Origin of the sequence: Bradyrhizobium sp. CCBAU 051011 (genome assembly GCF_009930815.1) — a bacterium.
Lineage (GTDB): Bacteria > Pseudomonadota > Alphaproteobacteria > Rhizobiales > Xanthobacteraceae > Bradyrhizobium.
Window position 1 is genome coordinate 1316511 of the sequence record NZ_CP022222.1, and the last position, 22953, is coordinate 1339463.

A 22953-nucleotide genomic window follows, 5' to 3' on the forward strand; every position below is an offset into this window, starting at 1 on the left:
GCGCTTGACGTACCAGATTGTTTCTACCTAATTTTTCTTAGGAAGAAGCGGCAGGGGTGGCAATGAGATCGATTGCGGTCGCATTGTTTGTTCTGTTCAGTACAGCTTTTGCCAACGCCCAGGAGATTGCCGGACAAGCCGTCGTCACCGATGGCGATACAATCGAAATACGCGGCATCAAAATCAGGCTGTGGGGAATAGATGCCGTCGAATCAAAGCAACTATGCTGGGATGCCGCATCCAACGTCAGGCAGTGCGGCAGGATTGCTGCAAATGCTGTAGCTGAAATGATTGGCCGGCGCGTCGTGAGTTGCCTGCCGGTATCGCTCGATCGCGACCGACGCATCGTCGGCCGATGTTCTGTGAATGGTCACGATCTGAGCGAGGTGATCGTTCGCTATGGCTACGCAATCGACTATGTCAGGTATTCAAACGGCGCCTACGCCCAATCGCAGGAACTGGCGCGCTCCACAAAGAGCGGCAATTGGCAATATGCATGGCAATATCCTGAAAATTTCCGAGCCTGCATGAAAATACGGGGAGCAAATATTCGCAGTTGCTCCCAGCAGTAGGAGCCATTACTCGGCAAACAGATCGGATCCCTTGGCCTAAATTTCACTAACGTGCCGTTGTCGTGCAGGGGGCGGACGATAGCTGAGTATTCGCGCGATGGTTTTTCGGTTTCTTACGCCATCTCCCGTGTGGATCAATGGCTTCCCATAGGAATTTCCCGCTTGATGCAAGATTGTTTCCCATTGCTCGTTCGATGTAGATGCGTGCATTGTTTCCGCTTGAGCGGCTGCCACAGGACTAGTGGCATGCCGCCGTTGCAGGGGAACAAAATGAACGCATTCCGGAGTTCGTCCAATTTGCGTGCACTCTACGTGATCCTCTGCCTTGGCCTCATAACGAACGGCGCTGCGCGCGCTGAACCGTCCCTTCCGACGATCGACCCATTCAACAATCGACATGCGCTTGTGATCGGCAATGGCGCCTACAAAGGATCGCCTCTCAACAATCCGGTTAATGACGCCGCTGATATGGCAGACGCTTTGCGAAGCGTGGGTTTCAAGGTTACTCTTGGAAAGAATCTGGATCTTCCGCGGATGCGGCTCACAATCCAGCAATTTGTAAGCTCTTTGCCGAGCGGAGCTGCAGCGTTCATTTTCTATGCAGGGCACGGAGTGCAACACGCCGGACAGAACTATCTGCTGCCTGTGGACGCCCTTAGTCTGATTTCCGCGGCTCGCGACCTCGACCGAGCAGCGATTAATGTCGGTGATTTTCTCCGCGACATCGAAAGTGCGCAGCCGGCTATTACGGTTCTGTTTCTTGACGCATGCAGAAACTCGCCGTTTTCCACGATAAGCGAGATCGGGTCCGGGTTGGCGCGCACCACTCCGCGGTCAGCAACAAGCGTTGCCGGGCAGGACAAGCCGGTGAACGGACCAAAGCCGAGTCTAGAGGGCGTTTTGATTTCCTACTCAACTGCTCCCAATGCCGCCGCGGAGGACGGCGCCGGTCGGAATAGTCCGTATACGGCTTACCTCAAACGGCATATTGCCGCGGCTAACACGACGTTGGAAACGGTTCTAAAGTCCACGCGTACAGGCGTCACAAAGGACACGCGCGGCCGGCAGACGCCTTGGTATGAATCCTCCATCAATGGAGAGTTTTTCCCGGCGGGCAGCGATCAAATCTCGATCGAAGCGCTGCTTGCTATGTTTTTGCCCGATAAAGATCGAGACTTCATTCCAGACGCAACCTACTCGATGACATGGGATCCAGCAGTGCGATCTCCTATCAAATGGCAACACGCGGGCATCAGAAGCGGTCCTAATTCGGGGGATGTCAAGTTGGAGACAATGTCTTCGAGTTGGATCGCGCCGTTCAGCCGCACAGGCGATGTCATCATTACCGTAGATGGCCAGCCAACTCATACGTTTCTCGATCGGACGCGAAAGCCGGTCAGGTGGAAGATAACGATGCTCGGAGCGCGAAATGGAGCCTTCCTCGTAAACCTGAGCAACGATATCTGGTCGCAAGAGTTTGGAGGGTTTGGTGACAGAAAATTTCTTTCCGAAGAACGCGCCTGCCGCAAAGACGGGTCCACCGTATACGCGATCAGTCTGCCAGGAAAAATCCCCGCTTGGCTGGCAGAAAGCCGATCGTGCGGCTCAGCCGGTTGTGGGTATGACTATCAGCTATTTACCGACAAGCGCGAGAAGGTACGGCTCGGCTGTCGGTAAGTCTGTGGTCTGAGTGTGGTTGCGCTGAGGCTGCGCGTTCACCCAAAGTCCGTCCAGCCCTCTATCCGAAACAATTCCGCTTTCCCGGTCGGGGCAAATCAGGTGTTTATAGCGAGCCTGCTGCTAGGAGGCTGCGAATTGGCGAATTTTGGAGTTTCAATGACAGGTCACAATTCTAGGCTTTGGAGGAATATGCATTTTGCGGCCCTCCTAGTGCTTCTGATAGAGGTCGCTCCGGCTTCAGCGCAAATCCCATCGACGAAGTGCACCTACACAAATCTCACATCCAACAAGACAATATCTGGCGAATGCAATGTTGGACCCGCCAGAGTTACGATAACCGAGCCAGCGTCTGGATTGCTTACGCGCATCTCCATAACGGTTAAGAACCGTCAGGGCGAGTGGGCCGCCATAGAAATAAACGGCGCACCCGGCTTCCGCTATGAGATTGATCGGTGCACATTCAGGCACGCATCGGAGGATTTGAAACAATTCCTCGATACGCAACTGCCTTGCGAAGCTCCGAAAATTGCCCAAAAAAGTGACCGGCCGGTCTTCATGACCGGCGGCGGAGCTTGGGTCGGCAAATGGTATACTGGCAAGGCCAGCGTGTGTGCGGGTAAGCGCGGAGAGTCTGAGGGGCTCTTAGTTTTCACCACCACGAAGTTTTGGGGTTATGAGAACGAATGCGACATTGAAAGTATCAAACCCGTCGGCGCGGGAGTGGAGGTTGTCAGCAAATGCTACGGCGAGGGAATGGAGAGCCGTGAGAGGGAATATCTGGAAGTGGTGGATGGCAAGCTAAAGCGGACAACAGTGGTGAATCGCAAGCGGCTGACATTTACTTATGACCGCTGCCCAAGTTGATTGTCGTGGGCGGCCGAGCGTGCGGTTTATGACGGAAGGCGACGTTCATTGTCAGTGTATGCCAACTCGCCACACCAACGACATTTCGCTTCCTTATGTTGATTGCTGTGCGGACGAGTTCGGGATGACTGGTAGCTTGGTCGAGCGGCGCGGTGAAAGCGGCCCTGTCGAGTGGACTCCAAGCCTCGGCGGGGCCGCCTCCGGGGGACTAAGTATTACACCGCGGTTTTGTCTTCCTTATCAGCGCCCCGCATGACAATCTTCAACGCGGCATCCGGGAGCGGCCGTTGCAGCGCCTTGGCCTCATCCCAAGGCGCGCGCATCCAAACGTCTCGCTCCTCCTCTGTCTGCAGGATGACCGGCATGGCCTTCGGATGGATCGGCTGGACGATTGCGTTCGGCGTCGTGGTGAGAAAGCCGTAGACGTTATGAGGCCCTGGTACCGGCTTTGATTTGGTGCCACGATCGCCCTTGAACTCCGTCCAGATGCCCGCAAAGCAGGTCAGCGGCCGATCATCATTGATCGCAAACCAGACGACGTCTTTCTTCTTGGTCTCAGAGTTCGGCTCCGGCGCGTACTCAGCGAAGCTGTTGAACGGCACTAGGCACCGGCTTTCCGGCTTCAGCCAACCCCGCCAATGCGGCGAGGACGTGTTCCTGATATTCGTAACCGGCGGCCCGCCAGTGCGCGGCGGTGGCGGCATGCCCCAGCGCATCAGGGTCATCTCCGTGCCTGCGTCGGTGTTGCGCACCACCGGTGCTGGATAATCCGGAAACACGCCCGGCATCGGCGCGAGGTTGCCGATGTAGCGGTTGACGACACGGAACAGCGCCGCGATGGCGGCTTGGTTCGTCGTGATGCTGTACAGATTGCACATTTTGAAGTCAAAGCTGCGACAGGGTCTTTGTTCTCTTTACGTCGAACTCCCTATTCACGAGCGGTCCGCATATGCGCTCGATGTCACTTTGAAATTCTAGCACGAGCTTTTTTGTCCTCTCGGGTTCAATTGCTGCCGGGCCCTTGGTGTTCCAAATATCAGATCGCATCTGGGCTACGGTTCCTTCCTCATCAGGGCGGATTGGATGATCCATAAACATTAGGGCCTCGACTGCGGCTTGTATTCCGTTACGTGCCCGGTACAGCTTCGTGAATGTGTTTTTGGTCTCACTGCCGAACACGGCCATAAATTTCGGCTGCAAAGAAAGCACACGCTCAAAATAGCTAACGTGTCGGTCTAGCCTGTTTATCACCGCATAAATTGGTTGCCGTCGCTCCTTCTCCTCTTTGTCCATTCCCTGATCGGGCATGCTTTGCCACTCATACTGCCCGATATAAGGACGCTGAATGTCCTCGAAGACCATTTGCGCTTCGTATGCGACTGACAGGGCCTCTAGTGCTACGTCGAGCCTCTTCTCCTCGATCTTCTCACGCTTCCAACGGCCAAATGTCCGAAAACTTCCTAATGCGATGGTCACCGTAATGCAGAAGCCAATAATAGTAAGTAATTGGGTCCAGCCAAAGGCCCACGGATCATTCACTTGACACCCTCCAAGCATGTTAATTTTGTATCTTACCTACCGTTCGCCCGGCCACGACGTCGAGGGTGGATCGCTCGCCGTGATCTTGGTGGTGCGCAGCGCGACCAGATGGCTCCGCTTGTACGGTCGCCCTTGAAGTCGTGAGCAATCCCTGCATCGCATGTAGCGTTCCAGTTCATGGACCGGCGTTGCCTTCGGTCGCCGCACGATGTCCAGGGCGACTGTCTGGTGCGTGTCGCAGCCCAGGCAGCGGACTTCGAGATAGGCATAACCGGCATTGAGCGCATCGCCCAGCGTCGGCGATGGCTGCGCCGGTCCCTGAAAGCCGAGCATGCGCTTGTTCCACGCCTCGCAGGCCAGCCGGTCAGCTTCCCGGCGAGCCTCTGTCGCCCGCTCCGCCGCCGCCCGGATCGATGCGCCGTAAATGCTCTCAGGTGATTTGGTGCCCATGCGAGAGAGGATCGCCGGGCCGCAGGTGACAGGCAAGCCGCTACAGATTGCGGTGGATGGTGTGCGGGGCACAACGGAGGCGACGCAGCACCCGGAGGTTTGGAGCGCTCGACCTCGTCTGGGAACACAGAGCCGCGCGATCCGTTGTTCTCTATGGAACACAATGGCATCCAGTACACGGTGGTCCAAACTGCAAACCCGCTCGTCTGGCGGTGGATGGTCCGATTTGAAGGATGTGCGAAGGTCGGAACATCGCCCAACCGGATCGGGGCAGTTCAGCATGCCATTCGGGCCATTGATAACGCGATTGAACCGAAGTCGTCGGTCGGACGCCGAAGGATTGGGTTTCAGCAACGATCAGGCGTTCTCATCTAGCTGCTCCCAATGGTTCGAAGGCGGCCTCAACAGCACTTCCCGTTCTGCTGGATGTTTGGGCAGTTATCTCCCGTCATCCTGCCACGGCATCGTCGGCAGCGACGGCATCCGCCGCTGCATAACGCGCGCGGTCGCTCGACCGTCATGGGCTTCGTCGCGCGCTCCGTGGCAGCGCCGCATAGGCCGGTGAGTTTTCTCGATCTGTCATGTCGGCCTTCCCTCCGTCATGGGCAGCCGCAAGCTTTCACCAGAGGCGGCAGTCGTCAATGTCACGCCGCCACGTGGCCAAAGCTATGCATATGCGTCCGAAGGGTCGCGAAGTCTTGCCCCGACGTCGGCCATGACACGCGCGAACTCCGCTAGTCGATCGGCCATTGCTACAGCCGCAGCTTGCTGCTCTTGGGGCGCCTGCTGCGCGATGAAGCGCAACCGATATAAATGACCCAGCACCAAGCACCCAGTGAACTGCTTATGCGCGGCACTTCGAACACTCTGAACGTCGCTATCGAGCATTCGGCGAACCTTTGCCATTGTCGCAAGTAAGTCCCGTGAAGCATCGTCCAGTTGTTGCCAATTAAGCCCACGCCCTTCAAGCGCGTCGGGCACGGATAGGCCAAATCGTTCCGCGAGCAAGGCAGCCACTTCGCCGACACCTTCGCCATAGGCAAGCGTGCCTTCGGAGCCTTCCTTGTAGAGCTTCAGCTTCAGTGTTGAGAGCATCGACCGCGCTTCAAATATGTCGCTCTCAACAACCTTCCGAAGTTTGCGGCGCAAGAGCCATCCCAGCATGTGCATTGCCCCTAACGTAGCGGCTCCCCAAGATAGAGCGTCAGCGGCTCATTCTGTACCATCGAGCAGTCATCCTGCCGGTTCATCTTGGTGCGGACCAAGGTCACCGCTTTTGCTAAACGGTCGAACGTCAGCGTTTGGCGAATGCACAGGTCCGGTAAGCTTTGCTCAGCAACGACGCTCTCGGCATCCAGCTTCTTGATCCGGAACGACTTGTTATACATGGAGAGAAATGGCCCTCCGCCCAGCGAAATCACGTCGGCTTGGTTAAGATCACAGTTCATCTCGGAGGCGAAGCAGGTGATCTGAACTGTGTTGATCTTATTGGCCAAGTCGCCACCTCGCCAACTGCCGGTCGCGCTGAGATACGCTGCCTGCCGGTCCGCCAGATTGTCGTTAAATCTGAAATTTGTGCTGGCGCGAACATCCTGCACGGTGAGCCCGTGCACGTACCAACCTGCACCGCCACCGATCACAAGCCCCAAGAGCAACCACAGTGTAGGCTTCATATTCCTGTCCCCCAGACAGCCTAGACCGGTTCACTTGCGAAGGGCGGCTTGTTTGCCGGTATCCACAGTCCCGGCATCAGCTCGTTGACCGCGTCCCAGGCGTACCGCCATCGCGCTCACCGGTCCCTCCGAATTTTGTACCGATCCGCAACGCAACCCGGAAAAACGCCGGGGCAAATATCTTGAAATACTGGGGTATCGCGTTCCCCCCACCAACTCACGCTCTTCAAAGGACCCCAGTTCAATGGCCTAACTGCTGCATGTTCGCTTCTAGAGGTGAAGCGGACTTCAATCGGGCTCCTGCGATTACCGCTCGCAGGTGCGCAACAAAGTGCTAGGGTCCCTTGTCCCAGCGGCGTGGTTAGTCGGGTCGTTCGGGAGGGCGCTGTGGCGGAGCAGCGGGTTCAAAGGCGATTAGCGGCGATCTTGGCTGCCGACGTGGTCGGTTACTCTGCGTTGATGCAACGCGCTGAGGAAGCCACCTACGCCGAGTTCGAGCGGCTGAAGCGCGAAGTAATCGAGCCTAGCCTCTCCCGCCACGACGGACGACTGATCAAGACCACGGGTGACGGCGCGTTGGCCGAGTTCGCAAGTCCATCGGCGGCGGTGCGATGCGCAGTGGAGATACAGGAAAGCATCGCGTCAGGCCTAAGCTCCCTCAAGCTACGCATTGGGATCAATCTCGGCGAGGTTATCGTCGGGGCGGACGGCGATCTATTTGGCGACGGGATCAACATCGCTGTCCGGCTAGAAGGGGTCGCCGATCCGGGCGGCATCCTGATGTCGGAAAAGGTGTACAGCGAGGTCGAGGGCAAGCTGGATGTTGGCCTCGAGGACCGGGGCGAACAGCCGCTCAAGAACATCGCCAAGCCAGTCCGCGCTTTTGCCGTACGGGCGGGAGCGTTTAGCGCACTGAGCGATAGGCTGAGTGCGGCCCCGCCACTTCCCGACAAGCCCTCCATCGCCGTGCTGCCGTTCGAGAACATGAGCGGCGACCCCGAACAGGAGTATTTTGCGGACGGAATGGTGGAGGAGATCACGACGGCGCTTTCGCGGTTTAAATGGCTGTTCGTAATCGCTCGCAATTCGAGCTTCACCTTCAAGGGCAGAGCGATCGATATCAAGGAAGTCGGACGAAGGCTTGGCGTGCGCTATGTCCTTGAAGGGTCGGTGCGCAAGGCTTCGGGGAAAGTTCGCATCACAGGACAGTTGATTGATGCGATTACCGGCGCACACATTTGGGCGGACAGGTTCGAGCGTGACCTGACAGACGTTTTTGCTCTCCAGGACGAAGTCACTGTCGCCGTTGTCTCAGCCATTCAGCCGAAATTGCTTCAAACAGAAATTGAAATGGCGACGCGGAGGCGACCGGAGAACCTCACCGCCTATGATTTTTATCTCCGTGGTATGCCGCAGTACTACCTAGCGACCCGCGAAGGGTTGGCGGAGGCACTCCGACTGTTCCACCGCGCCTTGGAGCTCGACCCTCGGTTCGGCGCTGTCGCGGCTATGGCAGGTGTCTGTCACATGCTCAACGTCGTTTGGCGTTTTAGCAACGATCCTCAGTTCGACCGCAAGGAAGCAGTTCGGCTTGTTCGTTTGGCATTGAGCATCGATGATAGTGATCCGGAAACGTTAGCAAGGGCTTCCGCAACCTCGGCGTTCATGGTCGGCGATAGTGAAGCCGAGATCGAAATGGCTGACCGGGCGGTCGCGCTCAACCCGAATTCATTTAACGTGTGGCACTACAGAGGCTGGGTCTATAAAATTGCGGGGTTGCCGGAGGAAGCGGTGCGGAGCTGGGAACGGGCCATTCGCATCAGCCCGGTAGACCCGCTGCTACACCGATCGTTGGGTGGGATGGGAACGGCCCTTATTGAGCTTCGTCGCTTTGACGAGGCCATCGTCGCAGGGAAGAAGGCTCTACGTCAAAACCCCTCCCATCCGGGAATTCACCGCTGTCTCGCGTCCGCTTTCGCTCATCTCGGACGTGATGCTGAGGCCCGTGAGGCAGCGGCGCATCTGCTTGAGGTCGATCCGGCCTTTACAATCTCTTCGTGGATCGCTCGGGGCGGACAGTCAAACTCGAAGCTGCTGATCGAGGGTCTTCGGAAAGCGGGGTTGCCCGAATGAGGACGGTGCATTTGTGCCGACGAGGTGATCGAATGACCGCTTCTGGCCCTTCTCATTCGACTTGACCTCCATGATGTCTGCCTTCGAGGGCTTAAGCGGACAAACGGCGGCAGGCAGCGCGCGCGGACGTTCAGGGACGCTCCGTGATGCGTGTCTGCCCCTTCGCGCATTCGGGATCGCAGCTCGGCGTGAGCGCGTCAGCGCGCGTCCCTGCGACGTGGGATCGCGCGAAAATGCAAGCAATGGGAAGGGGTGAGACAGGGTGCACGCAGTGCCTGTATCCGACGCGCATCGCAGATATGCACAGCTAATAATCGCTCCAGCGGATCGCGACACAAATGACGACACAACGATCGGATCGCGTTGATTTATATAAGGTTTTTACCCCCATACATTTCATGCGCAATGGCTTTACGGCTTACTTCGTGCTCTTCCCGGAGAACGGCTCTTTTGCCTCCGTCGCCCTTGAGAAGCTTCGCTTCTTAAGAACTTAACGCCAGCACCGCGGCGTCCGAACCACACGACTTCGCCGTACGCCTCACGTCACGTACGTCGTCGTGACATCAGCGTCCACCGCATCTCACCGCGCGTTCGTGACGATGGCCAACGCCCCTCATCTGCCGTGAGACAAGCGGAGTTATGCCGGTGATTTGCTCTCGAAGTTAAGCGGAATATTTTTGCTTCCCGGGCTTGACACGATTTCTGAAAATCAGAATTGAGTTGCCCGACAAGTCGATTTTTCAGCTCACTGCATCCACGTCGTCATTGCGAGCGGAGCGAAGCAATCCATAGCGCCGGCTGCTGAAGCATGGATTGCTTCGCGGAGCCCGTCATCGGGCGCGCGCGACCAGTTGGCTTTGCTCACCCTACGAAGCTACGATGCTGTCCGCTTCGCCGCGACGATGCCCCACAGGGCGATCAGCGCCATCAACATCGAGATCAGAACGTTGTAGCCGGCGAGCGAGAGCCCGAGGAAACGCCACTGCACCTCGTCGCAGCGGATCACTTTCACCGTGTCGAGCCGCTGCAGCAGCGTGCCGGCGTTGCCGAGATCGGCCAGGGGGCCGGAGCAATCGGTCGGGCCCTGCCAGAATTGCCATTCGACGCCGGCGTGATAGCCGCCGAGCCAGGCATTGGCCAGCGCCGCGAGCAGAAGCGCCGCGAAGCCGGCCACCACTACCTGCCGCGGCGCCCCGCGCGAGGCGGCAAACGCCACCAGGAGGCCGAGCGGGACCGCCAGATAATAGGCATAGCGCTGTTCGAGACAGAGCGGACAGGGGCGGATATCCAGCACGAGCTCGAAGAACCAGGCCCCCGCCAGCGTTGCGGCGGCGACCACGGCCACCGCCAGCGCCGCAATGACCGCCGGATCGGCGGCACGGCGCACGGGCGGTGAATGGGTGGCGGCTGATGTCACGGACGTTCTCCGGAGCACAATTAGTGCTCAAACAGGCAACAGCGTCCTATCCCGCCGCTAGCGGCCTGTCGAGACAGGTCAATGTCACATCCGCGCGGGTTGACCCGCAAGCGCCGCCCGCTATATTCCGCCGGCTTCGCCGCACCGGCCCCTTCGGCCCGCGACCGAAGGCCCCTGTGGCGGAACTGGTAGACGCGCTCGACTCAAAATCGAGTTCCGCAAGGAGTGCTGGTTCGATTCCGGCCAGGGGCACCAGAACGAAAATAGCAATAATAACAATAGCTTAATCGATTGGTTCGATTCCAAATTTCCCGGGAAACTTTTCGCGATACATTGAAAACACAAGCAAAAATTCGCTCCAGCTGTCCGTTTTGTTGGCATTTTTGTTGGTATCGCGAAACCAAACGTTCGCCGGAGGATTTGGATATTCCGAACAAGGGGCCGGCATGCCCCGTTCACCACTTTTCGCGTGACGTTCGGACGTCAACCTCAAATGACCAACCCCGAGGTGGCTGGCCATAGAGGAACGCGAACGCGTTCACGATTGCTTCGATGCTGATCAGGCTTTCTTCCCGGCTGGCTGCGTCGGGGAAGCGTTTGAAGATTTTGTCCCCGGCGATTGCGCCATCGACGATGACATGACCGACGTGGATTCCATCCTCGGCGTATTCCTTCATGGCCTGCGCGAGCGTTCGAAGCCCCTTCGCTGAGTTGAGCGCGGCATAGTTCGGCCTGCCGCGAAGCGATGCGCAGTAAAGAGGATCGTGCCTCTTTTCTTTGGCGGCACGCGAGGGATTGCCTCCCGGCCGAACAGAAAAGCCGCCAAAGCAAACGATACGCCAGGCTACAGAAGAGAGGTGTGGCGTAGCGTGGCGGAGAGAGTGTCAGTCAATCCCCGTTGACATCTAAGCAGTCTTACATTCCAGCACGTGGCTACCTACGGTCCTGGCTACCGGAGTCGGCGACCTGGCGAACTGGCGACGCCACTTCGGCCGCTAGACTGGCTAGCCCCGATGGATTGCTCGACAACTCATCGACTGCTCCTGGGAAGTACGGCCCCGCATTGGAGACCTTGGACGAGGTTGCAATGGCGCAAACTGCCGACAATCCTGGCATTTCGGCATTGGCGTCTTCGAAACCGCCACCGAACGGCAAGCAATGCCGTGCAAACCCGCAAAGATGACCCGATGCCAATCGGGAGCCGAAGCATGTCCCAGTCAGTACACGTTCGGGCCTTTCGCAACCTTCTGGGCGGCGGGGGCGTTGTTGACGACCCAGAGCGGATCGCTGCCTACACAACGGATCAACGCCAGCTCTTCACGGGATCGACGTTTGCCGTGCTGAAGCCGGCGACGACGAAGCAGGTCGCCGATATCGTGCGGTTGGCAGCGCACCTGGGCGTCGGAATCGTTCCGCAGGGCGGCAACACCAGCTACTGCGGCGGCGCGACGCCGGATGCCTCCGGACGGCAGATCATCGTAAGCCTGGAGCGGATGGACAAGATCCGCGAAATCGACCCGGTCTCCATGACCATCGCTGTCGATGCCGGCGCCATCCTGAAGAACGTACAGGACACCGCGGCGGGCGTCGGACTTCTATTGCCGCTCAGCCTCGGCGCGGAAGGCAGTTGCCGGATCGGCGGCAACATCGGCACGAACGCCGGCGGACTGTCCGTCATCAGGTACGGGATGACCCGCGATCTGCTCCTCGGAATCGAGGCAGTGCTTTCGGATGGCACCGTGGTCTCCGACATGCGCAAGCTGCGGAAGAACAATACCGGCTACGACGTCAAACAGTGTTTCGTTGGAAGCGAGGGTACTCTCGGCATCGTCACTGGCGCAGTGTTGCGTCTCGCGCCCTTGCCGACTCGCCGCGCGACCGCATGGCTGATGCTTGCGAGGGACGCAGCGCTCGCTGAGCTTCTTGCATTGGTCCGTCGCGAATCCACTGACCTGCTGACCACGTTCGAATTTATGACGGCCCGATCGATCGCGCTCGCGACCGCAGCCATGACCGACCCGCCCGGCCTTCGCGCCGGCTCCGGGGGCGCCGTCCTCGTCGAGTTCGACTCTTCCTCACGCCATCTCGATCTCGACGAACTGATGCAAGCCGTTCTCGCGGAGGCGATCGAGGCCGGATGGATCGAGGACGCGTTCCTGGCGCAGAGCGGATCACAGCGGACCGCGATGTGGCAGGTCCGCGAGGCTATCCCCGAGGGCGAGAAGCGCCGAAACGGATCGGTCAAGCACGACATCTCCGTACCGCTTTCTTCCATTCGGCGCTTTCTGGATTTAGCAGACACACAGGTGCGGTCGTATGACGCCGACCTTGAGCTGTCCGTCTATGGACACATCGGCGACGGCAATCTGCACTACAACGTGCTCGTTCCTCCCGACGCCGACCGTATGGAGTTCACCAGGCGGATCGAAAGCAGCCTGTCGCTGCAACTCTACGACACGGCCGCGGCGCTCGGCGGCACGTTCAGCGCAGAGCACGGCGTCGGTCGGTTCAAGAAGCACCTTCTGGAGCGGTACGGCGATGTCGGCCGCATCGCCGCGATGCACCGTATCAAGACGGCGTTTGATCCAGCGGATGTCATGAACCCCGGCGCGATCGTTCGCCCGTTGCGGAAGGAGCCTGCATCTTGAACCATCCGGCGGCCAGTCGGCGGATGCTTTCCTCAGGCCCCGTCGGCCACCTCTCCAGCACCTCTATCATCCAAATCGCCTTGTCCATGAAAAAAGAGCCACTCCGAAGGAGTGGCTCAAGTCGGGGAGGAAACGCCCCGTAGGGACTGCTGAAATCGGATCAGGCTGCAACCTGCTCGGTTGGTGAACATGGCAAGCCGAGACTCTCGGCCACGGGCTTGGAGGTTAGCCGCCCGCGATGGACATTCAGCCCCGCACGCAGATGAGGATTTTCGAGCACGGCTGCGAATCCCTTGTTGGCGAGGGCCAGACCAAATGGCAGCGTAGCGTTGTTCAATGCCTGGCTTGACGTCAGCGGCACAGCTCCTGGCATGTTGGCGACGCAGTAATGGATGACACCATCCACCTCGTAAGTCGGATCGGCGTGCGTCGTAGGACGCGATGTTTCGAAGCATCCGCCCTGGTCGATGGCAACGTCCACGATCACGGCTCCCTTGCGCATCGAGCCCAACATGCCGCGGCTGACCAGTTTCGGCGCGCTTGCACCTGGAACGAGCACAGCGCCAATGACGACGTCTGCGGCAAATACCTCGTTCTCGAGGACGTCTATCGTCGAGAACCTGGTACGAACACGCCCGTCGAACAACTCATCGAGTTCACGAAGCCGCGGTAACGATCGATCGAGAATGGTGACCTCGGCGCCCAGGCCCACCGCCATGCGTGCTGCATGCGTACCGACGACCCCGCCTCCGAGCACCACGACGCGGGCCGGTTGAACGCCCGGAACGCCCCCCAACAAAAGCCCTCGCCCACCCGCATGTCGCCTGAGGGCCGCACCCGCAGCTTCGATCGCCAGCCGACCCGCGACCTCGCTCATCGGCGCAAGCAACGGAAGGCCGCCGTGCGCATCAGTCACGGTTTCGTAGGCGACCGCCGTGCATCCGGACGTCAGCAGACCCTTTGCCTGTTCTAGGTCGGGTGCCAGATGGAGATAGGTGAACAGGATCTGGTTCTCTCGGAGCAGCGTCCATTCTGAAGGCTGGGGCTCCTTTACCTTCACGATCATGTCGCTCGATGCAAATACGTCGCGCGCTGAGTCCAGAATCGTTGCGCCAGCCCTGCGATAGTCGTCGTCCGTCGCGCCGACGCCGGCGCCTGCGTCGGTCTCGACGATAACGCCATGGCCTGCCACCACATATTCCCGGACAGCTCCAGGCGTTAGGCCTACGCGATATTCATGCGTCTTGATTTCCTTGGGCACACCAATTTTCACCGGCAACCTCCTTCGGGCAAGCTTGCGAAGCGGAACGCGAAATCGAGCAGAGCTTCAGCAACACCTAATGAGACAGCGCATGATCCAAAGGACATTGCGATATCCATTTGACGACCTTAACGCTGACTACAAAGTATCTCGGGTCCGGCCGCATTGCGCAGTCGAAGTGAAGCAAAGTTCGGCACGATGTTGCATTGAAGATACGTTAGAAGAAGTAATGTGCCGTGGGCCGCACGCTCTCGCAGCCATCGCATTTGCCCGGCCGCGGACATCCCTTCTTGATCTTCTGATTTCGGCGACGCCGGATCAGGCGCTGAAGGCACTACGCAATCTGCTGGAACGTGCCGCCAAATGCGGCACACGAAGACTTCATGCACTGTGGCGTTTCAGCGATAGAATCCGAGAACAGCCTTCGTCTCGAGATATTCCTCCATACCCTCCAAGCCGTATTCCCGGCCGTTGCCGGAACGCTTGTATCCGCCAAAAGGTGCATTGGGGTCCCAGTCGGGATGATTGAGATGTACTTGACCCGACCGGATCTGCCCCGCGACCGCCCGCACCGTCTCCATGTCCGTGCCCTGCACATGCGCCCCGAGCCCGTACACGGTATCGTTGGCAATCTCGATCGCCTCCTCCACGGAGTCATAGGGAATGATCGATAGCACCGGGCCGAAGATCTCCTCCTGCGCGATCGTCATGTCACGATGGACGTTCGAAAAGATCGTCGGCCGCGCATAGAGCCCGATCCGCAGGTTGTCCGGCCGACCTCGCCCGCCGATGACGAGCTTGGCGCCTTCCTCCAGGCCGACACCGATCATGGCCTGAACTCGCTCGAACTGTGCCCGGTTGGCGATCGGACCATGGGTCGTGCTTTCCGCCACGGGATCGCCGACCACCATTTCGGAAGTAGCCGCCGCAGCGAGAACCTCGACCTCCGCCATCTGTGAGCGGGACACAAGCATGCGCGTCGGCGCGCTACAGGATTGGCCGAGATTGCGGAAGGCGGCGGCGACGCCGAGCGGAACAGCCCGGCGCAGATTAGCATCCGGCAAGATGATGTTTGGCGACTTGCCGCCGAGTTCCTGCGCGACGCGCTTCACCGTGGGCGCCGCCGCTTGCGCGACGAGGACCCCCGCCCGCGTCGAGCCGGTGATCGAGATCATGTCGACTTGCGGATGCGACGCCAGAGCGGCGCCCACGATTGGGCCTGTCCCGTTGACGAGGTTGAATACGCCGGGCGGACAGCCGGCGTCGTCCATCACCTCGGCGAACAGCAAGGCACTCAGCGGCGACAGCTCGCTGGGCTTCAACACCACAGTGCAACCGGCCGCGAGCGCCGGACCGACCTTGGCCGTGATCTGATAAAGTGGCCAGTTCCACGGCGTGATGAGGCCGCAGACTCCGATCGCCTCGTGCATGATTGCGGTGCTGCCGCGCGGGGTGATGAACGGATAGGTCGCGAGATTGTCGCGGGCGACACGGATATGTTCGGCGGCCAGCGGCACTTGGGCCCGGCGCGCGTAGGTGATGGCGGCTCCCATCTCGCATGTGAGTGCCTGCGCAAACATCTCCAGCCGCGCGAGCAGCAAACCATGGATGCGATCGAGCAGCGCCGCCCTCTCAGCGGGTGGCGCAATGGACCAACCGGCGAAGGCTTGTCTGGCGGCGGCGACGGCGCAGTCCACATCGTCGGCATCGCCGAGAGCGACTTCGGCGATCGGCTGCTCGGTGGCCGGATTAACGACGCTCGCCATGGCCGATCCGATCGGCTTCCGCCATTCTCCGTCGATGTAGAATTTGCCGACGAAGCCGGCTTCCGACAGGTATCGAACCGGCGACGTCATTGGAAGCGGTCCTTGATCCGGTAGTAGGCGCCAACCAGGGGGAGGAACCAGGGAGGACCGAGATGACCCGGAATGGCCGGCCAGGCAAAGTCTTTCCAGGGATTGAGCTCGGCGCGCCCGTCCATGACCTCAGCCATGATTGTCCCCATCAGGGTCGACATCTGGGTGCCGTGGCCGCTATAGCCCATGGAATAGTAGATGCCGTTGTGTTCGCCGGCGCGGGGCAGCCGGTCGCGCGTCATGTCGACCATTCCGCCCCAGCAATAATCGATGCGCACGCTGCGAAGCTCGGGGAAGACCTCGTGCAGCGCAGCCTGCAAGATCGCGCCGCTTTTCTCGTCTGAAGTCGGATTGGAGATGGCGAAGCGCGCGCGTCCACCGAACAGCAGCCGGTTGTCGGGCGTTGTTCGGAAGTAGTTGACCAGGTTCTTGGTGTCGACTGCCATCCGGCGGCGTGGCAGGAGCCGATCGAGGCTCGCGATGGGCAAGGGCTCGGTCACGATCAGGAAGGCGCCGACCGGCACGATGCGGCGTCGAATCCAGCCCAGCGGTCCTGTCTGCGAGATGCCGCTCGCGAGCAGAACCTGCGAGGCTCGAAGCTTGCCCTTGGGTGTCTCGATGTCGTGGCCTCCGCGGGCGGCGGGTCGAAGACCGGTCATCGGCGTCTGCTCGTGGATCTCGACGCCGCGCCGCGCCGCCGCTTCTGCAAGGCCGCGGACGAAGCGTCCGACATGCATGCCCGCGCTCTTGCGGTAGATCAGCCCGCCGTAATAGCGCTTCGATCCCACCTCGCCGGCGAGATCAGAACGGCTCACCATCATCGTGTCGGGATCGACATTGGCGGCGAGCAATTCCTGGCTGCGCGCCAGCTTGTCATAGTGCTCAGGCCTCGCCGCAAGCTTGATCTTGCCGACGCGCGCGAAGTTGCAGTTGATCTTCTCCTCGGTAACCAGCCGCTCGACCGTATCGACGCCGGCGTCGAAGGCCCGATAGAGCCGGTCGGCGACGTCCTTGCCGAGCTTGGCCGAGAGCGTGCCGTAGTCCTGAGCGAACCCGTTGTTGCACATCCCGCCGTTTCGGCCGGACGCAGCGTGCCCGATTGTCTCGGCTTCGAGCAGCACGACGCGTGCGCCCTTCTTGGCGAGCGCCAGCGCGGCAGAAGAGCCCGTCAGCCCGCCACCGATCACTGCGACGTCGCAGGTGCCCTGCACCGGCCCCGCGGCGGCGCTTGTGAATGGCTGCGATGTGTCCAACCAGTAGGATGTGAGCTTCATATCGACCTCTGATTCTCGCGATCTGAATGCTGGGCATCCGCAAATCGTGACGGCGCAACTCTGTTTGACGACCTACCAGCCGCGCATTCGCGGCCACTGAGCTTCGATTGTGTCGCTCCCGGCGGAGACGACGTTGTACAACTCGTGTTGCGACGCCGTGGCACAGGCGTGATTGGGCAGAATCCTGACTTTCGCGCCGATAGGAAGATCCGGCAAAGCTTCGGCAGATCCGGGCCTGATGGCGAGGATGCCGTGCTCCTGGCTCGCCTGCGCGACGATGAGGTCGGGATAGATCTTGCCGGACAAATCGCAGACGAGGCCGTAACCTTGGTCGATCCGCTGCGCCGCGGTGCCGCGATCGCGTGACAGGGCCATCCAGCCGGCATCGACCAGAATCCAGCCCTTCTCCGGCTTCGTGCCGATCACGGTGGCGAGCACCGAAATCGCGATATCGTCGGTCGTGCAAACACCGACACCGAGCATCACTAGATCGAAGAACATGTAGACGCCCGCCCGCATCTCCGTAACGCCGGTCAGGTCTTCGGCAAAATGAGCAGTCGGCGTCGAACCGACGCTCACGACAGGGCATTCATGCCCCGCCGTGCGCAACGTCGTTGCGGCAGCGACGGCCACGGCGCGTTCGTTCTCCGCAGCCGCGACAAGGGCTTCGGGCGTGCAGAGGCCGTAGGATTCGCCGGCATGGGTGAGAATGCCGGCGAGCTCTACACCTGCCTCGGCAAGGGCGGCCGCGACCGTGATGAGCTTGGGATCGGTGGCGGTCAGCCCGCCGCGGTGACCGTCGCAGTCGATCTCGATGAAGGCGGACGGCGCCACACCCGCGATGCGACCGGCCATGCCGAGCATCGTCGCCTGTTCGGAAGAATCGAGCAGCACCTTGAGGTCGATGCCTACTTTCCGTAGACGCATTGCTCTGTCGGCGGCGTGCGGTGCCAGACCCACGGCATAGGTCATGTCCCGGAAACCATGCCGTGCAAAGTACTCGGCCTCCGCCAAAGTGGAGACAGTAATTGGCCCCAACCCGGACCAATAGGCGCGCCGGGCGACGTCAATGGATTTTCCGGTTTTCATATGGGGACGCAGCACGACGCCTCGCGCGGCCATACGAGAGGACAGACGGGCGAGATTGCGATCGAGCCGGTCTTTGTCGAGCAGGAGAGCCGGAGTTGCCAACGTCCCCACCGTTGCGGCTGTCTCGCCGTTCTGGATATTTGGTCCGCGCATCTCCTGCCCTAGCACTTCGCTCTCCCCCTAGCCGAACGACTGGTTGGCGATCGCAAAGGTCCGCGCTGGTCCGGTCGACAGCGGCGGCGTTCCCAGAACCATGGTCGTGGCATCTCCGACCTGCTGCAGACCGATGCCTTCGAGCCACTCTCCGAGCTGCGATGAGGCAGAGGTGTCGATCCGGACGAAAGCACGCCCGAGAGCTGCGAGCGCAGCTTCGATCAGCGCACGTGCATCGGTCGGGCTCTCGGCCACGACAGGACCGATGACATGCCCGCGGCCGAAATGGCGGGAGATGGCGTAGCCGCGAGGCATGCCGTCACGCAGCAGGACATAACCGTCACCGCTCTGGACGAGCCGATCCAGTAGCCGACGCCTCTCCCAACCCGTGGCCTGCCGATCGAGACGTGCGATCGTCTCGAGATCCGATGCAGCCATTGCCCTGACGAGGCACGACTGTGGCGCCTCATGGCATTCCCCGGGAATTCCCTGATGCTGGTGGATTATCCCGATAGGGACGAAGCCGCGGCGCTGGTAGAGCGTGAAGCCTTCGGCCGTCGAATTCAGCACGATGGTTCGGGGATAGGCTGACGCCAGCAACGCATCCATAAGCCGCGCACCATAACCGTGGCCCTGAGCGGCTTTGGCGACGATGATCATCCCGGCTGAAGCATGGGTCTCGCCGTAGGGCCACCAGCCCGCGGTCCCAATCACCACACCGGCGCGCTGCAGAACAAAGCCCCGACCCAACTGCTGCGCGACTTCCCAATCCTCGATCCGATAGGGCCAGGACATCTCTTGCGAGAGCTTTAGGGCGCCTTCCAGATGCGCTTTCGCGAAAGGAACCAGGACCACGTCTTCATTGTCGTGATCTGCGGCCTGGTGAGCTGCGTTTGTCATGATCGGTCAACGTCTCTTCCTCGGGTTGCCGGGCTACTCGCCAGTGCCCGGCGGGCGAGGGCTTCCGACGATCCTCGCATGTCAGCAACGTACCTTGGGCCCGACAGCATTGCGCAATCAGACTAGAGCGAAGTTCGGCAGAGTATTTCATTGATGGTGCGCCAGAACGACCGATCTGCTGTCAGCGGCTGGCGCGCCACAACGCGATCCGATCACGCATCCGATAGCCCTGGATGAAGGCAGGCATGAACCACGGATTGCCTCGATAGAACGGGATGAAAGCCGGCGGCCGGAAGTCGAAGGCAGTGCGCGCCCGCTCGTCGTGCCCCATGAGCTTGTGGGCCGCATGCATGCCGATCCACGGCGCCCAGACCACGCCCGAACCGCAGAAGCCGGTAGCATAAACGATCTCGTCCTTCTCGAAGATACGGGGAATCATGTCACGGTTCATGGCCACATTGCCGAACCAGCTGTGCGAGAGCCGAACGGCCTCCAGTTCCGGAAACAGATTGACCAAGCCCTCGCGCAGAAGCAGCTTCGGAGCGACGGGATCGCCGACGCGGGAGCTGTCGCGGCCACCGAGCAAGATGCGTTTGCCGTCGGGTGAAGGTCGGTAATAGAAGCCGACCTCTCGATTCTCGGTGATCATCATGCGTTTCGGCATCAGCCGCGCCATGACTTCGGGCGCGAGCTCCTCGGTCGCAATGATCCGGCTGCGGACCGGGACCAGCCTGCGGCGCAGGAAGGGCACAGCCCCATCGGTGTGCCCGTTCGTACAAACCAGCACCTGACGCGCCTGCACCGAGCCGGCTGCGGTCACGACGCGGAATCCGGAGCCATCTCTCTCTATCGAGACGACCGATGTTCGCGCGTGGACGGTCAACCCCGAAGCGAGCGCCACCCGCAAGAGTTCGGCATGGAATTTCGCCGGGTGCAGCCCACCGATGTCCATCCGAACCGTGCCGCCGCGGTAGACGTCGGTGCCGATATAACTGCGTTGCTCAGCATAAGGAACTGCATAAGCCTCGATCCCAAGTTTCTTTGCCAGTCTCTCCGCGCTGCGCGCCATCGTTTCGTATTGTTCATAGCCGAAGGCGCCTTTGAACTGCCCCACCGGCTGGAAGTCGCATGCGAGCCCTTCCGTCTTGATAAAATCGTACAGGAATTCGCGTGCCGTCTTGCCTTCCGCCTCGATCGCCAGCGCCTTCTCTTCACCGAACCGTCGCGTGAGCGTCGCGTAATCCGGCCGAATTGTTCCGCTCGTGATTCCACCGTTGCGCGTCGAAGCTCCCTCCCCTGGATCCATTGCATCAAAGGCAGCTACCGAACGTCCTTCGCGCGCCAGCACCAACCCGGCCGAGAGCCCGGCATAGCCCGCGCCCACGATCAGCACGTCGAGTTTCTTGGGCAACGGTTGCTGAGGTAGCGGCTTGAGCGGGGCGGCTTCCCACCAATAGGGCGTAGCCTTCTCGGCGACTCGCGGCGCGTGCATGTCGTTTGCTCCTCCTACTGCAGGCGTGGCTTGGCGCCGCGCCCCGGTCGCGCTGGCTCGGGCTCAAATGTGGTCGTCTCGAACGTCGAGGGCATCTCGCAGGCCGTCGCCGATGAAGTTGAAGCTCGTCACCGCAATCGTAATCGCGGCACCGGGGATGATGGCGAGCCACGGAGCGCTGGCCAGATATTGCTGGGCGCCATTGAGCATGTTGCCCCAGCTCGGCATCGGCGGCTGGATTCCGTAGCCGAGGAAGCTGATATAGGCTTCCAGAAGAATCGCGCGGGCGACCGCCAGGCTCGCGGCGACGATGATTGGGCCCATCGCATTGGGCAGGATCTCGCGGAACATGATATGCCTTCGGCTAAGTCCCACCATGCGCGCAGCCTGGACAAACTCGCGCTCCCGCAGCGAACGGACCTCGGCCTCGACGATTCTGGCGGTCTCCATCCAGCTCGTGACGGCAATGATCACGGTGATCATCACCGGGCTGGGCCGCAGCGTTGCGGCCAGCGCCAGGACGAGGAAGATCGAGGGATAGGAAAGGAAGCCGTCCACCGTGCGCATCAGCGCCGCCCCGACCCAGCCTCCCCGATAGCCCGCCGTCACGCCGACCAGCGTGCCGATCAACGTCGACAGCAGCATCGCCGAGAATCCCACCAGCAGCGAGACGCGCCCGGCCATCAATAGCCGCGCCGCCAAATCGCGCCCCAGCGGGTCGGTGCCGAAGTAGTGATTACCGCTGAGAGGTGGAGCAAAGCGGGCGCGCAGATCAATTTGGAGCGAGTCGTATGGCAGGGCATAGGGACCGAGTGCGCACGCCAACACAAGCAGGGTGATCATCGCGATCCCCACGAGTGCCAGATGATGGCGCATGAAGCGGTACACCGCACGGCTGTGCCACCAGCGGGTTGGAGTTGCGTGCACGGCAATGGCGGTCATGTCTGCTGTCTCCTGTAAACAGGCGTGAGTCGTCGGCCTCAGCCCAGGCGGATGCGCGGGTCGACGATAGCGATGACGATGTCTGCGATCAGGTTGCCCAACACGACCAGGATGGCCGAGAATATCAGTAGGCCCATTACGACCGGATAGTCGCTATAACCGAGGCTATCGAGAAACAACCGACCCATTCCCGGCCAAGTGAAGACCGTCTCGGTAACCAATGCGCCGGTCAGAATGCTGGGCAATTGCATCCCCGCCAGCGTGATCATCGGCAACAGCGCGTTGCCGACCACATGCTTGAGCAAGATGCGGCGCTCGCTTACGCCCTTGGCACGAGCCGTCTTGATGAAATCCTGGCTTAGCGCATCGAGTGTCGCCGTGCGCATGTAACGGCTCCAGATCGCGACATGAACCAGCGACAGCACCAAGCTTGGCAAGATCAGGTGATGCAGATAGTCCAGCACCGAGCCGTCGCCGATCGTGTACATGTTGCCTGCAGGTACCCAACCGAGTTTCAGCGTGAAGATGTAGATGCCGATGAGGCCGAACCAGAAAGTCGGGACCGACAGCGCGACCATGGCACCGACCGTCGCGCAATAGTCGAAGAGAGAATAGCGGTGGGTGGCACCGCGGATGCCGATCCAGGAACCAATCGCGATCGCCAATGCAGTGGACGTCCCCATGAGCAGCAGCGTCGCCGACAGATGCCGACCAATCACCGCCAGCACCGAAGAGCCATCGCGGAAGGAGTGTCCCCAGTCGCCCTGAACCAACCGCCAAGCCCAGTCGAGGTACTGAATCCACAGCGGCCGGTTCAGCCCTAGCTGCTCTGCAAGTCGCTCCACGTCCTTCTGGGTCATGCCGGGATCGAGCCCGAATTGCGCAAGAGGGCCGCCCGGCATGAGATTGAGAACCGTGAAGCCGATGATCGAGACGATCACCAGCAGCACGACGCTCTGCGAGAGACGATTGAGCAGGAATCCCGACATTCGAATCTCCATTCTGCCTTG

The 22953-nt window shown here is 60.4% G+C and carries 20 protein-coding genes and 1 tRNA gene; 6 read left to right on the forward strand and 15 right to left on the reverse strand.

The window, feature by feature from the left end; all coding sequences use genetic code 11:
* Window positions 1–62 precede the first annotated feature (62 nt).
* From ACH79_RS06345 to ACH79_RS06355, 3 genes are all read left to right on the forward strand, one after another.
* Window positions 63–572: a thermonuclease family protein gene (locus tag ACH79_RS06345; protein ID WP_161850246.1), complete on the forward strand. Its 510-nt coding sequence runs from the start codon at window positions 63–65 to the stop codon at window positions 570–572.
* Window positions 573–842: 270 nt separating this feature from the next.
* Window positions 843–2249, forward strand: coding sequence for a caspase family protein (locus ACH79_RS06350; protein ID WP_161850247.1), 1407 nt, complete (start codon window positions 843–845; stop codon window positions 2247–2249).
* Window positions 2250–2606: 357 nt separating this feature from the next.
* Window positions 2607–3116: a hypothetical protein gene (locus tag ACH79_RS06355; protein WP_161850248.1), complete on the forward strand. Its 510-nt coding sequence runs from the start codon at window positions 2607–2609 to the stop codon at window positions 3114–3116.
* Between the two features lie 215 nt (window positions 3117–3331).
* On the opposite strand, the gene ACH79_RS06360 is transcribed toward ACH79_RS06355, so the two are convergent.
* The 5 genes from ACH79_RS06360 to ACH79_RS06380 form a co-directional block, all read right to left on the reverse strand.
* Window positions 3332–3994 carry an SOS response-associated peptidase gene (locus ACH79_RS06360; RefSeq protein WP_161850249.1) on the reverse strand — a complete coding sequence of 221 codons (663 nt, stop codon included), beginning with the start codon at window positions 3992–3994 and terminating at the stop codon, window positions 3332–3334.
* A 7-nt stretch (window positions 3995–4001) separates the two neighbouring features.
* Window positions 4002–4655: a hypothetical protein gene (locus ACH79_RS06365; protein WP_161850250.1), complete on the reverse strand. Its 654-nt coding sequence runs from the start codon at window positions 4653–4655 to the stop codon at window positions 4002–4004.
* 36 nt (window positions 4656–4691) lie between these two features.
* Window positions 4692–5105 carry a hypothetical protein gene (locus ACH79_RS06370; RefSeq protein ID WP_161850251.1) on the reverse strand — a complete coding sequence of 138 codons (414 nt, stop codon included), beginning with the start codon at window positions 5103–5105 and terminating at the stop codon, window positions 4692–4694.
* Window positions 5106–5771: 666 nt separating this feature from the next.
* The gene (locus ACH79_RS06375) at window positions 5772–6269 is read right to left on the reverse strand and encodes a hypothetical protein (RefSeq protein WP_161850252.1); all 498 of its coding nucleotides are present in this window, start codon (window positions 6267–6269) and stop codon (window positions 5772–5774) included.
* Window positions 6270–6280: 11 nt separating this feature from the next.
* On the reverse strand, window positions 6281–6778 hold the full coding sequence (locus tag ACH79_RS06380) for a hypothetical protein (RefSeq protein WP_161850253.1): 498 nt from the start codon (window positions 6776–6778) through the stop codon (window positions 6281–6283).
* Between the two features lie 387 nt (window positions 6779–7165).
* Between ACH79_RS06380 and ACH79_RS06385 the strand changes: the two genes are divergently transcribed.
* The gene (locus tag ACH79_RS06385) at window positions 7166–8911 is read left to right on the forward strand and encodes an adenylate/guanylate cyclase domain-containing protein (RefSeq protein WP_246738447.1); all 1746 of its coding nucleotides are present in this window, start codon (window positions 7166–7168) and stop codon (window positions 8909–8911) included.
* Between the two features lie 874 nt (window positions 8912–9785).
* Here the strand turns inward: ACH79_RS06385 and ACH79_RS06390 are convergent.
* Window positions 9786–10328, reverse strand: coding sequence for a disulfide bond formation protein B (locus ACH79_RS06390; protein WP_161850254.1), 543 nt, complete (start codon window positions 10326–10328; stop codon window positions 9786–9788).
* Window positions 10329–10498: 170 nt separating this feature from the next.
* Here ACH79_RS06390 and ACH79_RS06395 point away from each other — a divergent pair.
* Window positions 10499–10583 (forward strand) — tRNA-Leu (locus ACH79_RS06395).
* A gap of 200 nt (window positions 10584–10783) precedes the next feature.
* Here ACH79_RS06395 and ACH79_RS43730 read toward each other — a convergent pair.
* Window positions 10784–11005 carry a hypothetical protein gene (locus ACH79_RS43730; RefSeq protein ID WP_246738448.1) on the reverse strand — a complete coding sequence of 74 codons (222 nt, stop codon included), beginning with the start codon at window positions 11003–11005 and terminating at the stop codon, window positions 10784–10786.
* A 531-nt stretch (window positions 11006–11536) separates the two neighbouring features.
* Here ACH79_RS43730 and ACH79_RS06405 point away from each other — a divergent pair.
* Window positions 11537–12976: an FAD-binding oxidoreductase gene (locus ACH79_RS06405; protein WP_246738449.1), complete on the forward strand. Its 1440-nt coding sequence runs from the start codon at window positions 11537–11539 to the stop codon at window positions 12974–12976.
* A 160-nt stretch (window positions 12977–13136) separates the two neighbouring features.
* Here ACH79_RS06405 and ald read toward each other — a convergent pair whose 3' ends face one another.
* The 8 genes from ald to ACH79_RS06445 all read right to left on the reverse strand — a co-directional run bounded on the left by ald (window position 13137) and on the right by ACH79_RS06445 (window position 22932).
* Window positions 13137–14249, reverse strand: coding sequence for an alanine dehydrogenase (ald, locus tag ACH79_RS06410; RefSeq protein ID WP_161850255.1), 1113 nt, complete (start codon window positions 14247–14249; stop codon window positions 13137–13139).
* A gap of 386 nt (window positions 14250–14635) precedes the next feature.
* Entirely contained in the window at window positions 14636–16093 is a 1458-nt protein-coding gene (locus ACH79_RS06415) for an aldehyde dehydrogenase family protein (RefSeq protein WP_161850256.1), read from the reverse strand.
* Window positions 16090–17367, reverse strand: coding sequence for an FAD-binding oxidoreductase (locus tag ACH79_RS06420; protein WP_161850257.1), 1278 nt, complete (start codon window positions 17365–17367; stop codon window positions 16090–16092). The genes ACH79_RS06415 and ACH79_RS06420 overlap by 4 nt, the downstream gene beginning before the upstream one ends.
* Before the next feature lie 72 nt (window positions 17368–17439).
* Complete coding sequence (locus ACH79_RS06425; protein WP_161856242.1) at window positions 17440–18609, reverse strand: alanine racemase; 1170 nt, start codon at window positions 18607–18609, stop codon at window positions 17440–17442.
* Window positions 18610–18636: 27 nt separating this feature from the next.
* Window positions 18637–19509 carry a GNAT family N-acetyltransferase gene (locus tag ACH79_RS06430; protein WP_161850258.1) on the reverse strand — a complete coding sequence of 291 codons (873 nt, stop codon included), beginning with the start codon at window positions 19507–19509 and terminating at the stop codon, window positions 18637–18639.
* Between the two features lie 181 nt (window positions 19510–19690).
* Complete coding sequence (locus ACH79_RS06435) at window positions 19691–21001, reverse strand: FAD-binding oxidoreductase (protein WP_161850259.1); 1311 nt, start codon at window positions 20999–21001, stop codon at window positions 19691–19693.
* Between the two features lie 63 nt (window positions 21002–21064).
* Complete coding sequence (locus tag ACH79_RS06440) at window positions 21065–21943, reverse strand: ABC transporter permease (RefSeq protein ID WP_161850260.1); 879 nt, start codon at window positions 21941–21943, stop codon at window positions 21065–21067.
* Between the two features lie 38 nt (window positions 21944–21981).
* Window positions 21982–22932 (reverse strand): ABC transporter permease, encoded by a 951-nt coding sequence (locus ACH79_RS06445; RefSeq protein WP_161850261.1) that lies wholly within the window; start codon window positions 22930–22932, stop codon window positions 21982–21984.
* Window positions 22933–22953: the final 21 nt, after the last annotated feature.